Origin of the sequence: Paraburkholderia sp. (genome assembly GCF_035501035.1) — a bacterium.
In the GTDB taxonomy this organism is placed as follows: domain Bacteria; phylum Pseudomonadota; class Gammaproteobacteria; order Burkholderiales; family Burkholderiaceae; genus Paraburkholderia.
In genome coordinates, this window is record NZ_DATJWR010000455.1 from 1 (window position 1) to 11395 (window position 11395).

Annotated in this window: 12 protein-coding genes and 2 pseudogenes; 9 read left to right on the forward strand and 5 right to left on the reverse strand. The window is 65.5% G+C overall.

All coding sequences use genetic code 11. The features are described from left to right. The 3 genes and pseudogenes from VMJ11_RS31925 to VMJ11_RS31935 form a co-directional block, all read left to right on the forward strand. Window positions 1–148 (forward strand): annotated as a pseudogene (locus VMJ11_RS31925) (acetyl-CoA C-acetyltransferase); the annotation flags it as partial. A 215-nt stretch (window positions 149–363) separates the two neighbouring features. After that, window positions 364–1107, forward strand: coding sequence for an acetoacetyl-CoA reductase (gene phbB / locus VMJ11_RS31930; protein WP_325624990.1), 744 nt, complete (start codon window positions 364–366; stop codon window positions 1105–1107). Between the two features lie 235 nt (window positions 1108–1342). Beyond that, window positions 1343–2098 carry an IclR family transcriptional regulator gene (locus tag VMJ11_RS31935; protein ID WP_325624992.1) on the forward strand — a complete coding sequence of 252 codons (756 nt, stop codon included), beginning with the start codon at window positions 1343–1345 and terminating at the stop codon, window positions 2096–2098. Window positions 2099–2122: 24 nt separating this feature from the next. Here VMJ11_RS31935 and VMJ11_RS31940 read toward each other — a convergent pair whose 3' ends face one another. After that, window positions 2123–2689 (reverse strand): VOC family protein, encoded by a 567-nt coding sequence (locus VMJ11_RS31940; RefSeq protein WP_325624994.1) that lies wholly within the window; start codon window positions 2687–2689, stop codon window positions 2123–2125. Between the two features lie 145 nt (window positions 2690–2834). Between VMJ11_RS31940 and VMJ11_RS31945 the strand changes: the two genes are divergently transcribed. The 3 genes from VMJ11_RS31945 to VMJ11_RS31955 all read left to right on the forward strand — a co-directional run bounded on the left by VMJ11_RS31945 (window position 2835) and on the right by VMJ11_RS31955 (window position 6779). Continuing rightward, complete coding sequence (locus tag VMJ11_RS31945; RefSeq protein ID WP_325624996.1) at window positions 2835–3686, forward strand: fumarylacetoacetate hydrolase family protein; 852 nt, start codon at window positions 2835–2837, stop codon at window positions 3684–3686. Between the two features lie 133 nt (window positions 3687–3819). Further along, a complete protein-coding gene (locus tag VMJ11_RS31950) occupies window positions 3820–5325 on the forward strand; it encodes a bifunctional 3-(3-hydroxy-phenyl)propionate/3-hydroxycinnamic acid hydroxylase (protein ID WP_325625009.1) in 1506 nt (501 codons plus the stop codon). Between the two features lie 131 nt (window positions 5326–5456). Next, complete coding sequence (locus tag VMJ11_RS31955; RefSeq protein WP_325624997.1) at window positions 5457–6779, forward strand: MFS transporter; 1323 nt, start codon at window positions 5457–5459, stop codon at window positions 6777–6779. Window positions 6780–6825: 46 nt separating this feature from the next. On the opposite strand, the gene VMJ11_RS31960 is transcribed toward VMJ11_RS31955, so the two are convergent. Then, window positions 6826–7206 (reverse strand): hypothetical protein, encoded by a 381-nt coding sequence (locus VMJ11_RS31960; RefSeq protein ID WP_325624999.1) that lies wholly within the window; start codon window positions 7204–7206, stop codon window positions 6826–6828. A 154-nt stretch (window positions 7207–7360) separates the two neighbouring features. On the opposite strand from VMJ11_RS31960, the gene VMJ11_RS31965 reads away from it, so the two are divergent. Next, complete coding sequence (locus VMJ11_RS31965) at window positions 7361–7516, forward strand: hypothetical protein (RefSeq protein ID WP_325625001.1); 156 nt, start codon at window positions 7361–7363, stop codon at window positions 7514–7516. A 170-nt stretch (window positions 7517–7686) separates the two neighbouring features. Then, window positions 7687–7923 carry a hypothetical protein gene (locus tag VMJ11_RS31970; RefSeq protein WP_325625003.1) on the forward strand — a complete coding sequence of 79 codons (237 nt, stop codon included), beginning with the start codon at window positions 7687–7689 and terminating at the stop codon, window positions 7921–7923. 101 nt (window positions 7924–8024) lie between these two features. On the opposite strand, the gene VMJ11_RS31975 is transcribed toward VMJ11_RS31970, so the two are convergent. The 3 genes from VMJ11_RS31975 to VMJ11_RS31985 all read right to left on the reverse strand — a co-directional run bounded on the left by VMJ11_RS31975 (window position 8025) and on the right by VMJ11_RS31985 (window position 11072). Beyond that, on the reverse strand, window positions 8025–8813 hold the full coding sequence (locus VMJ11_RS31975; protein WP_325625005.1) for an ABC transporter substrate-binding protein: 789 nt from the start codon (window positions 8811–8813) through the stop codon (window positions 8025–8027). A gap of 48 nt (window positions 8814–8861) precedes the next feature. After that, window positions 8862–10016 carry a pyridoxal phosphate-dependent aminotransferase gene (locus VMJ11_RS31980; RefSeq protein ID WP_325625006.1) on the reverse strand — a complete coding sequence of 385 codons (1155 nt, stop codon included), beginning with the start codon at window positions 10014–10016 and terminating at the stop codon, window positions 8862–8864. A gap of 171 nt (window positions 10017–10187) precedes the next feature. Further along, complete coding sequence (locus VMJ11_RS31985; protein ID WP_325625007.1) at window positions 10188–11072, reverse strand: LysR substrate-binding domain-containing protein; 885 nt, start codon at window positions 11070–11072, stop codon at window positions 10188–10190. 197 nt (window positions 11073–11269) lie between these two features. On the opposite strand from VMJ11_RS31985, the pseudogene VMJ11_RS31990 reads away from it, so the two are divergent. Next, window positions 11270–11395 (forward strand): annotated as a pseudogene (locus VMJ11_RS31990) (tartrate dehydrogenase); the annotation flags it as partial.

The following is an 11395-nucleotide window of genomic DNA, read 5'->3' on the forward strand; positions in this document are numbered from 1 at the left end:
TGCGATCGGTCACCCGATCGGCGCGTCGGGCTGCCGGATTCTCGTGACGCTGCTGTACGAGATGCAGCGCCGCGACGCGAAGCGCGGCCTCGCCTCGCTGTGCATCGGCGGTGGCATGGGCGTGGCGCTCGCGCTCGAGCGCGACTGATTCGTCTTTCAGGGCAGTAAGCGGCTCGCCGGGCGTCAAGCGGCGGCGAGCCGCGAGTAGCAAAAACCACGCGCAATATCAGAAGTTCATTAGAACCCGCGCGCGCTCTGCCTTGCCTTCGTCCGGTCAACAGATGAAGCAGGGCGACGACGTGCGTGGCGCTTACTCGCGTAAGGCCACGCTTAATTGACGCACAACTCTCGCGGATATATAGGATGACTAATCGTATTGCTTTGGTAACGGGTGGTATGGGCGGCCTCGGCGAGGCCATCAGCGTCAAGCTGCATGATGCGGGCTATCGCGTCGTCGTGACGCACTCGCCCGATAACGCAGGGGCCAGGGACTGGCTGGCCCGCATGAAAGAGACGGACCGCGAATTTCACGCGTATGGCATGGACGTGGCCGATTACGATTCGTGCCAACGCGGCGCGACGAAGATTCAGAACGAGGTCGGCCCGGTCGACATTCTCGTGAACAACGCGGGCATTACGCGCGACATGACGTTCAAGAAGCTCGACAAGGTGAACTGGGACGCCGTGCTGCGCACCAATCTCGACTCGATCTTCAATATTTCGAAGCCGCTGTGCGACGGTATGGTCGAGCGCGCCTGGGGCCGCATCATCAACATCTCGTCGGTGAACGGCTCGAAGGGCTCGATTGGTCAGACCAATTATGCGGCGGCGAAGGCCGGCATGCATGGCTTCACGAAGTCGCTCGCGCTGGAAGTGGCTCGCAAGGGCGTGACCGTGAACACCATCTCGCCGGGCTATCTCGCCACGAAGATGGTGACCGCCATTCCGCAGGACATTCTCGATTCCAGGATCCTGCCTCAAATCCCGATGGGCCGCCTCGGCAACCCGAGCGAAGTCGCGGCGCTCGTGCTCTTCCTGTGCTCGGAGGAGGCTGGCTTCGTGACGGGCGCGAATATTCCCATCAACGGCGGCCAGCATATGCAGTGATGGGCGCACGCTTGCGCACCGCTCGCGCGTGATGTCAGGCGAATCTGGCCTGGCTGCGCGCGCGGTGTGAGGTGTCGATAGAAACCGCCGGATCGTTGGGCGCGCGTAGCGCGGTCCCGTGGATCCGGCGGTTTTGCTTTGCGGCGCACATCGATCGATGGGATCGCTCGACGGACTGGCGCGGCAAGGCGTGCCGCTATAATTGGCCACCTCAAGCGTGACCGGAGACCGGCCTTTGTCGAGCATCGCGAAACTGCTGTCCATCCTCGAACTGTTTTCCGAGGCGCGGCCCTTTCTTTCCGCCGAGCAGGTGGCGGCCGAACTGGAATGCTCGGTGCCGACCGCGTACCGCTATCTGCGCGAACTCGTCGATACCGGCATGCTGCTGCGCTTCGTGGGCGGCGAATATGGTCTCGGGCCGCGCATCATCACGCTCGACTACCATCTGCGCATCTCCGACCCGCTCCTGAAAGCGGGGCAGCCGATCATGCGCGAACTCGTGGAGCACTCCGGCTTCGACGCCGTCATGTCGCGCTGGTACGGCAACGAACTCGTCGACACGCACCGCGAAACGCACGACGCGGCGTTCGACCTGCGCTACGGTCGCGGCCGTCCGCGCCCGCTCTTTCTCGGCGCCGCGCCCAAGGCGATTCTCTCCACGTTTCCCAAGGCCAAGCTCGCCGCGCTGTTCGAGCAATACCCCGAGGACATCGCCGCGAGCGGCCTTGGCACCTCGCTTGAAGCGTTCCGTGCGAGTCTGCTCAAGATCCGCCGCGCGGGCTTCTATCTCTCGAAGGGGGAGCTCGAAGCGGGCATGTCCGCAGTCGCCTCGCCGCTTTTCACCGACGCATCGGGTGAAGCCGTGGCTTCGCTGGCGCTGGTCGTGCCCGAGCAGCGCCTCGAGTTTTTCAATCTCGATCGCGTGGTCGAGGCCGTGAAGGAGGCCGCCGCGCGCATTTCGACGCGCGTGCGCGCACTCATCGAATCCTGAAGCGCGGACGTTGCGCGTGCAACGTCATGCGATGCCCATGCGTGCCGCCATCTCTTTCTCCCACGCCGCGCGCGGCCTGAAGCCCGGCAACGTGCTCGCATGGCGCTCGACTTCGGCGAGCAACGCCTCGTCGGGCAGCGTGAAGTCCACGCTCACGCGCATGGGCTGATCCACGTACCAAGGCGTATCGATGAAGATCTCCAGCCGGTTGCCCTCCGGGTCGCGCGCGTAGAACGAGATCGCATTGCCGTGCGTGACCGGCGTGATCTCCTCCATCCCTTCTTCCACGAAGCGCCGATGAAAGCGCTTGAGCGTGGCGAGGCTGTCCGCCTCGAATGAAATCTGGTTGATCGGATTGAACGGCAACGGGCCGGGGCGGCCGCTCGCCAGCACGATCTGATGATGCACCGCAGGATCGCGGCTCATGAAGACGAGACTCACCGGGCCACGCGGCGAAGGCAGCGTGCCTCGGTCCGTCACCGTGAATTCGAGCACTCGCGTATAGAAGTCTTCGACCTTCGCCATGTCGCTCACGTAGAAGCCCATGTGGCTGAGCGTGAGGCCGGTTCGTTTCGTGTTCGGCAGAGTCATGCTGTCTCCGGTGGTAGTGATAAACCCTGATAAGAATCAAGTTGTGCATCGCGTTTTTCGTAGTGTATTCTCAAAATACGATAAACACACCAAAAAATGTGCGTCATGATTCCAGTGGAAGACCATTCTTTATCATCGGAGCACCATGAAACTCGCCAGCTTTTCCACCCATGAAGGTTCGTCGTTCGGCGTCGTGCGCGACGGCGCGGTTTTCGATCTCAAGAAGCGCCTTGGCGGCCGCTATGCGGACCTCAAGTCGCTGATCGCCGCCGGCGCGTTTGCGCAGGCAGAGCACGCCGCGAGCGAAGGCAAGGGCGACTATCCCCTTGCCGAAGTCGCATTCGAGCCGGTCATTGCGAATCCGCAGCAGATCTTCTGCGTGGGCCTGAATTACGCAGAGCACGTGAAGGAGACCAACCGCGAGACCACGGAGCAGCCGGTCATCTTCATGCGCCTGCCGGCGTCGCAGGTGGGCGCGGGTCAGCCCATGTTGCGTCCGCGCGAGTCGACGCAGTTCGACTACGAAGGCGAGATCGCCGTGATCATCGGCGAGGGCGGCCGGCGTATCGCCGAGGCCGACGCATGGCGGCATATCGCGGGCTATAGCTGCTACAACGACGGCTCGATTCGCGACTGGCAGCGCCATACGGGCCAATGGGGTCCTGGCAAGAACTTCTACCGCACGGGCGCGTTCGGCCCGTGGATGGTCACGAGCGACGAGATCGAGCCGAACGCGCTGATGACGCTCGTCACGCGCCTGAACGGCCAGGAAGTGCAGCGCGCGACCACGGAAATGCTGATTCACGGCATCGCGAAGCAGATCGCCTATCTCTCCACGTTCACGCCGCTCTTTCCCGGCGACGTGATCGTGACCGGCACGCCCGGCGGCGTGGGCGCGAAGCGCAATCCGCCGCTCTTCATGAAACACGGCGATGTGGTCGAAGTCGAGGTCGACCGCATCGGCACGCTCACGAATCCGGTTGCGGACGAAGCGTAAGCGCAGGCGCGCCGCTCGCATGGGGCGGGCGGCACCGTCAATCATGAACCAGGTGAATGGGATGAAGGATTTCGTCGAGCCTGCGGCTTACCAGGCAAACCCGGCAAACGCGGTAAGCGCGGTAAGCGCGGCAATGCCGCCAGAGCATGACGTCGCGATCGTCGGCTTCGGGCCGACCGGCGCGACGCTCGCCAATCTGCTCACGCTGCGCGGCCTTAACGTGGTGGTGTTCGAGCGCGACAAGGACGTGTTCCAGCTGCCGCGTGCCGTGCACTTCGATGGCGAATGCATGCGCGTTTTCCAGGCCGCCGGCATTGCGCAAACGCTGCAGCCCGACCTGTTCGTCGGGCCGGGCATGAAGTTCGTGAATGCGTGCGGCGAGCTGATGATCGACTGGAGCCGCCCAGCCGGCATTGGCCCGCAGGGCTGGTGCGCGAGCTACAAATTTCATCAGCCGGACCTCGAACGAGCGTTGCGCGCGCAACTTTCGGCGCGTGGCGGCGCGGACGTGCGTCTGCGCCACGAGGTGTTCGCCATCGACGAACGCGAGGACCACGTGCGCATCCGTTTCGAGGACACGGCCCGAGGGCGCCTTGCGCACACCACGGCGCGCTATGTGGTGGGCTGTGACGGTGCGCGTTCCACGGTGCGCCGCTTCATTGGCACTGAACTGGCCGATCTGAAGTCGCACGAGCGCTGGGTCGTGGTGGACGTGCTGCTAGAGCGCGAACGCCCCGACCTTGGCGACTACTCGATCCAGTATTGCGACCCGGCGCGGCCGACAACGTATACGCGTGGGCCTCACAATCGCCGCCGCTGGGAGATCATGGTGATGCCGGGCGACGACGAGCGCAGCATCGGCACGAACGAATGGATATGGGAGCGCCTCGCGCGCTGGATCACGCCGGCCGACGCACAGCTCGAGCGCTCGGCGATCTACACGTTCCATTCCGTGATCGCGCAGGGCTGGCGGTGCGGCCGGCTGCTGATAGCGGGCGACGCCGCGCACCAGACGCCGCCGTTCATGGGGCAGGGCATGGCGGCGGGCATCCGCGACGCTTCGAACCTCGCGTGGAAGCTCGCCGACGTGATCGAGGGCGCATTGCCCGAAACACTGCTCGACACCTACGAGAGCGAACGCGAGCCGCATGTGCGCACGTTCATTGAAACCGCGGTGCAACTGGGTGGCGTGATCCAGGCGAGAGATAGCGACGCCGTGGCGGCGCGCGACCGCGAGATGACGGCGGCGATACGCGAGTTCCGCACGCCGCAGCCGCGTCTCGGGCCGGGCTGGCATGCGGGCGCTGCGGGTGGCCATGTGGGGCCGCAGCCCGTATTCGAAGACGGTTCGCGCTTCGACGACGGCGTGGGTTATCGCTTCGCGCTGGTCGCCGACGAGGAACTGGCACGCCACGCGCAAGACGTGTTCGCCCACGCGCCGCGCGAGCGCGTGGCGATCGTTCCCGCTACGTGCGATGCGCTGCGAGCGTGGCTCGCGGATGCGGGCGCGCGCGCCGTGCTGCTGCGGCCCGACCGTTACGTTGCGGGAATCGCGCACGATGCTGGCGAGCTGGACGCGCTGCTCGAACGTGCTGGCGTGACGTGCATGCCGCAGCGGCGCGAGGCGGCAGCCGCTTGACCCGCTCCAGGCCGCTCGTTCGGTTACCGCGTGAGCGCACAGGCGGTCGGCGAGGAGCCCTACGCAGGCGCGGGATGTAAGTCTTCAAGCCGAACACGCCGCGCCACTGCACTAATTATTAAGGAGAGCAAATGGAGACGACACCTTCGCGGGCAGCGGCCGCAACCGGCGCGCCGGGCCTGACCCGCGCCCAATGGAAGATGATCCTGATCGCGAGCCTGGGCGGCTCGCTGGAGTTCTACGACTTCGTGATCTATGGCTTTTTCGCCCATTCGATCGCCGCGCGCTTCTTTCCGGCAAGCGACCCGCTAGTGAGCATGCTGCTGACGTTTTCGGTGCTCGCCATCGGCTATATCATCAGGCCGCTGGGGGGCATCGTGCTCAGCAGCCTGGGCGACCGCATGGGGCGGCGGCCCGTGTTCGTGGGCTCGATCGTCGTCGTGACGCTCGCGACGATCTGCATTGGCTTGCTGCCCGACTACTCACGCTGGGGCATTGCCGCGCCCATTGCGCTCATTGGCCTGCGCGTGCTGCAGGGCTTTTGCGTGGGCGGCGAAATGCCGGGCGCGATCACCTATGCGGTGGAAGCCGCGCCACGGCGTGCGGGGCTCGCCGCCGGCGTGATCGTCTGCGCGGTCAACACGGGCGTGATGCTCGCGACGATCGTGAACCTCGTCGTGCAGTCCGCGCTCACGCCGGCCAACGCCGCGAACTATGGCTGGCGCATGGCATTCCTCGTGGGCGGTGCGTGCGGGATCGTCTCGTACCTGCTGCGCCGCAATCTCGACGAGTCGCCCGAGTTCAGGCAGATGCAAGGCGCCGTGGTGAAGCAGCCGTTTCGCGAGACGCTGCGCCATCATCGCGGCGCGGTGGTGGGTGGCGCGCTCTCGGTTGCGGTGATGGCGGGGTTCAACGGCGTGCTGTACGGCCACATGCCCGCGTATCTGATCGAGACGCTGCGTTATGCGCCACGTGAGGCCGCGCTCGCGCAGAACGCGTATCTGCTCGTGAGTTCGGCCGGGTTGCTCGCCGCGGGCTGGGCCGGCGACTTCGTGCCGCGCCGCTACCTGTTGCGGCTCTCGTGCGTGCTGCTGGCGGCGCTCGCCTGGCCGTTCTATACGGCGCTGGCCGCGCATAGCGTGAACATCGTGGTGCTGTTCGTGCTCGCTGCGCTGGTGTTCTCGCTCGCAAGCGGCACATGGGCCTCGGTGCTGGCCGATCTCTTTCCGGTACAGGTGCGCTTTAGCGGCATCGCGCTTGCGTACAACGTCTCGGTGGTCGTCTTCAGTGGCTTTGCGCCGCTGCTGTGCGCGACCTTCGTACGCGTGAGCGGATCGCCGGCCGCGCCCGCGTGGTATGTGATTGGCGCGTCGCTGGTGGCACTCGTGGCGAACCTCGGGATGCATGCGTTGCCGCGGGTTGGGGCACAGCAGTCGGCTGCCACGGCAAGTTAGGCTAACTAACGATGCCGGCTTGCGCCTCGTGCCCCGCGCGATCGGCTCAAAGAAAGCCTTCGGGCGTATCGAACGTCACGTCGTCCACGTCGATTTCCACCGCGCAATCTCCCTCGATCGTGGGCGGCGTCTGGCTCGCTGCGAAGCGCTCGCGTACCCGCTCGCAGATGCGCTGCTGGATCATGCGCCGGCGTTGCGTGTCGAGTCCGGCGTAGCGGTCGAGCTGTGCCCGTGTGAAGCGCAGTGTGGCGGCGCAACGTGCGTCGAGCGTGGTATCGCCGTGCGATTGGACCACCCAGGAGAGCTGGAGGATCACGGCGTCGCCTTCGTCGATGCGGCTCACGGTCGGCCGCTTGGGCGATTCGAAAATCTCGGCGAGAGCGAGCTGGATCTCGTCGATCCGCTGCTCGAAATCGAAAGTGCGCATGTTCCCTCCCACGTTCGTGCAGGTTGATCCCGTCGTTGCGCATCGCGCGTACCGCACCTGGCGCAACGGGCGTCTCCGGTGTGTTGGCTGGTGTGTACACGGTCGGGCACGGGCCGTGCGCAAGTGGGGTAAGTAGTCAGCCACGGAGAGTGCCATGCTTCGCATTTATCGCATCACGGGCATTCGCGAGAATGCGCCGCAGCCCGCGCCGCAACAGGGTCACGACGGCGACGCGGCCGCTCAGCCCGAACCGCGCACACAGGAATTGCCGGAACTGCCCGACCCCGCCGAAGTGGGCGAATCGGGTTGAGCGCGGCAATGGGGCAATGGGACCCGATGGCACGGCGCGTGTGGCATGGCTCAAGAAATGCCACGCCGCGGCGACTTCGGCCCGACGCGTGCCATGGAACGCGCCGCTGAACAAACGCGCGGCGGCACAACGGGTGAAAGTCTTGCCCGCAATCCGGCAAGGAGGGAGCCATGAAACATCATGAGACATCGGACGACGACGGCCGCAACGTCAAGAGTCCGCAGCACGAGAGCAGCGAGCCACTCGCGCGGCGCCATCCGCACGAGCCGCGCTCGGTGGGACGCCAGGGGCATAGCGACCTGGAAAGCGGGATGGAGGACACGGACCGCTGGGGTAGCGATGCCAGGCAGGAGCGCACGAAGAACGACACGCCCGTCAACCGCAATTCGCGGGAAGGTCGCCGTTGATGTTCGCTGTTAATGACCGCTGTTAATACCGCATGTTGCCCCGCCGTTGCCGCCACGTCGCGCGGCAACGGCGGGGCGCATGCATTGTCCGATGCAGCGTCTCACTTAGGCGAAACGTCGATATCGCCGAAGTACTTGCGGGCAAGCGAAGTCACCGTGCCATCGGATTCGAGCTTCGCGATGGCCGCGTTCAGGCGCTCACGCAAGGCGGTGTCACCCTTGCGGATGCCGAACGCCACGCCGCTGCCAAGAATCTTGTCGTCGCGCACCGCTTCGCCGACGAAGGCGAAGCCCTTGCCGTCGGGCTGCGAAAGAAAGCCCTTCTGGCCCGCCGGCGCCAGCACGAGCGTGGCGTCGAGGCGGCCTGCGCCGAGATCGGCGTAAATCTGGTTCTGGTCCTGGTAGGGGACGACGTTCACGCCAGCCGGTTCCCAGTGCACTTTTGCATAGGTTTCCTGAATTGACGACTGCAGCACGCCCACGCGCTTGCCCTTGAGCGAAGCCGCCGTGGCCACGAGGCCGCTGTCGCTGCGCGCGATGAGCCGGCTCGGCACGCGGTAGATCACGGTGGTGAAATCGATCGCCTCGCGGCGCTTTTCGGTGGCGTTCATCGCCGAGTTGATGGCGTCGAACTTGCGGCCCTGGAGCGCGGGGATCAGGCCGTCGAACGAGGTTTCGACCCATTTGCAGGTCATGTGCGCCGTGGCGCACACGGCGTTGCCGATGTCGATGTCGAAGCCTTGCAGGGTGCCGTCCGCGGCCTTGGTTTCGAAGGGCGGGTACTGGGCCTCGACGCCGAAGCGCAGCAGGTTCGCATCCGCGAATGCCGATGCCGGGCCGAGCACGCCGTACACGCATGCCAGCGCGAGGAGCGCGTTGAGTCGCTTCATGGGGATCTCCTTACCGTGTGGTTTGCTTGTGCTTCGAATGCGGGTGTTTCAGAACGCGCAAAGCCGGCGCGCACCTTCGAGAAGTGTTTCGTCGTCCTTGGCAAAGCTCAGGCGGATGATGCCTTCGTCGGTGCCGTCGGTGTAAAACGCCGAAAGCGGAATCGTCGCCACACGAGCGTCGCGTATCAGCCGCAGCACGAAGTCGCTGTCGCGTTCGTCGGAAAAGGACCGGAAGCGCGCGAGCATGAAGAAGCTGCCTTCGCTCGGCAGCAGCTCGAAGCGCGAGCCTTCGAGCGCGCGCGCGAGCAGGTCGCGCTTGCGCTGGTAGAACGCCGAAAGGCCGAGATAGCCTTGCGGATCGGCCAGCGCCTCGGCAAACGCGTACTGCATGGGCGTGTCGGCGGAAAACACCATGAATTGATGGACCTTGCGGATCTCGTCCATCAGCGCGGCTGGCGCGAAGCAGTAGCCTACGCGCCAGCCTGTCACGTGATACGACTTGCCGAACGACGAGACGATCACGCTGCGCTCGGCCAGTTCACGGTAGCGCGCCATGCTACGGTGCGGCGCGCCGTCGAACACCACGTGCTCGTACACTTCGTCGGAGAGGATCACGATGTCGGTGTTGCGCGTGAGCGCCGCCAGGCGCGCAATGTCGTTCTCGCCGAATATCGTGGCCGTGGGATTGTGCGGCGTGTTCACGATGATCATGCGCGTTCGCGGCGTGATGGCCGCGCTCACGGCGTCCCAGTCCACGCGGAAATGCGGCTGCGCGAGCTTGATCGCGATGGGCTTGGCGCCCTGCAGGCGCACGATGGGCGCATAGCTGTCGAACGAGGGCTCGAAATAGACCACTTCGTCGCCGGGATGCACGAGCGCGCTGATCGTCGAGTACAGGCCCTCGCTTGCGCTCGCGAGCACGGTCACTTCGCTTTCCGGGTCGTAGTGCGCGCCATGGAGCGTCTCGAACTTCGCGGCGAGTGCCTCGCGCAGCGCGCCGAGGCCCGCCATGGGCGCGTACTGGTTGTGGCCCGCGCGCATGGCGGCGGCCACGTCTTCGACGAGCTTGGCGCTCGGGTCGAAATTCGGCGCGCCTTGCGAGAGGTTCAGCGCCTGATGCTCGGCGGCAAGCTGGCCGATCACCGTGAAAATCGTCGTGCCCACGTCGGGCAGCTTCGAGCGTGCGTGGGCGGCGCTCTGCATGGTCAATCTCCCTTCGGGCGGCGCGTGGCCGCAAGGCTTGCGGGTGCGAGGGCACCGAACGCTCGGGCCCCGCAGCGAAGCGGCTCATTAGGCCGAAAGACCGGCCCGCATGCAATCGATTAATTCTCATGGCTGCCATGCGCTGCCCTCATGGCAGCGGGACATGGCGCGTCACGCGGGGGCGATGTCGCGGTCGCGCTCGATCCAGGCGCTGAACAATTGCACCTTCTTTTGCTGGGCCACGCACTCGGGGTACACGAAATAGTAGCGCGAGCCCGTGGGCACGGCGAGATCGAAGGGCATGACGAGGCGTCTTGCCACGACATCCTCGCGCACGAGCGTGCGGTCGGTAATGGCGACGCCAAAGCCCTGCATGGCCGCCGTGGCCGCGAGGTCCAGCGATTCGAACGTGGGGCCGAGGGTGGCATCCACCTTTTGCGCGCCCGCCTGCGCGAGCCACAGCCGCCAGTCGGCATGGTCGCGCGTGGGGTGCAGCAAGGTGTGATGCGCGAGGTCGTCGGCCTGGGCGAGCGGGCGGCGCGAGATCAAATCGGGGGTGCAGACGGGCGTGAGGTACTCGTCGAACAGCGGCACGGCGTGCGTGTCGGCGCCGGGCGACGAGGCGTAGATGATTGCGGCGTCGAAGGGCTCCGCCTGGAAATCGACTTCGTGCCCCCAGGTGGTCGTGATCTGGATCTGCAGATCCGGGTGTTCGTTCTGGAAGCGCATGATGCGCGGCAGCATCCAGCGCATCACGCAGGTCGGCACCTTGAGCGCGAGTTCGGTGCGCTGGCGCGTGAGGCGCTGCGAGGCTTCCTCGATGCGGCCGAACCCGTCGCGCACGGCCGGCAACAGCTGCTCGCCTTCGGCCGTGAGCGTGAGCCCCCTCGACGAGCGGCGAAAGAGCGGCAGGCCGTAGTACTGCTCGAGCGCGAGAATTTGCCGGCTCACCGCGCCCTGCGTCAGGCACAGGTGCTCGGCCGCGCGCGTGAAGCTGCCGTAGCGGGCGACCGTTTCGAAAATCTGCAGGGCGTTGAGCGGGGGAAGGCGTCTCATGGCTTTGAGGGGCGGGGCCGGCGATCGAGCCGCTATGATACGACGCGCGCGGCGCGAGGCGGCTGCCGTGCGATTGTTCACGTCTCGTGTTCAATGTCTCAACGTTGCAGGGGCTAATTCGCTGGCGGGCTTTGAGGCATGCTTGCGTTCATCGAGTGCGCCATGGTTCAGGCGCGCCGTGTAACGGAGAACGAGACATGAGCAAGACATTCAGAATCGCCGCGATTCCCGGCGACGGCATTGGCCAGGAAGTGATGCCCGAGGGCGTGCGCGTGGTGGAGGCGGCCGCGAAGAAGTTCGGCCTGAACCTCGAATTCACGCAC

What these genes read in the sequence shown, in the direction of transcription:
- VMJ11_RS31940 (WP_325624994.1), bottom strand. Translation starts at nt 2,689, where the DNA reads ATGACTCTGCCGAACACGAAACGAACCGGCCTCACGCTCAGCCACATG.
- VMJ11_RS31975 (WP_325625005.1), bottom strand. Translation starts at nt 8,813, where the DNA reads ATGAAGCGACTCAACGCGCTCCTCGCGCTGGCATGCGTGTACGGCGTG.
- VMJ11_RS31960 (WP_325624999.1), bottom strand. Translation starts at nt 7,206, where the DNA reads ATGCGCACTTTCGATTTCGAGCAGCGGATCGACGAGATCCAGCTCGCT.
- VMJ11_RS31955 (WP_325624997.1), top strand. Translation starts at nt 5,457, where the DNA reads ATGGAGACGACACCTTCGCGGGCAGCGGCCGCAACCGGCGCGCCGGGC.
- VMJ11_RS31985 (WP_325625007.1), bottom strand. Translation starts at nt 11,072, where the DNA reads ATGAGACGCCTTCCCCCGCTCAACGCCCTGCAGATTTTCGAAACGGTC.
- VMJ11_RS31965 (WP_325625001.1), top strand. Translation starts at nt 7,361, where the DNA reads ATGCTTCGCATTTATCGCATCACGGGCATTCGCGAGAATGCGCCGCAG.
- phbB (WP_325624990.1), top strand. Translation starts at nt 364, where the DNA reads ATGACTAATCGTATTGCTTTGGTAACGGGTGGTATGGGCGGCCTCGGC.
- VMJ11_RS31980 (WP_325625006.1), bottom strand. Translation starts at nt 10,016, where the DNA reads ATGCAGAGCGCCGCCCACGCACGCTCGAAGCTGCCCGACGTGGGCACG.
- VMJ11_RS31970 (WP_325625003.1), top strand. Translation starts at nt 7,687, where the DNA reads ATGAAACATCATGAGACATCGGACGACGACGGCCGCAACGTCAAGAGT.
- VMJ11_RS31945 (WP_325624996.1), top strand. Translation starts at nt 2,835, where the DNA reads ATGAAACTCGCCAGCTTTTCCACCCATGAAGGTTCGTCGTTCGGCGTC.
- VMJ11_RS31950 (WP_325625009.1), top strand. Translation starts at nt 3,820, where the DNA reads ATGCCGCCAGAGCATGACGTCGCGATCGTCGGCTTCGGGCCGACCGGC.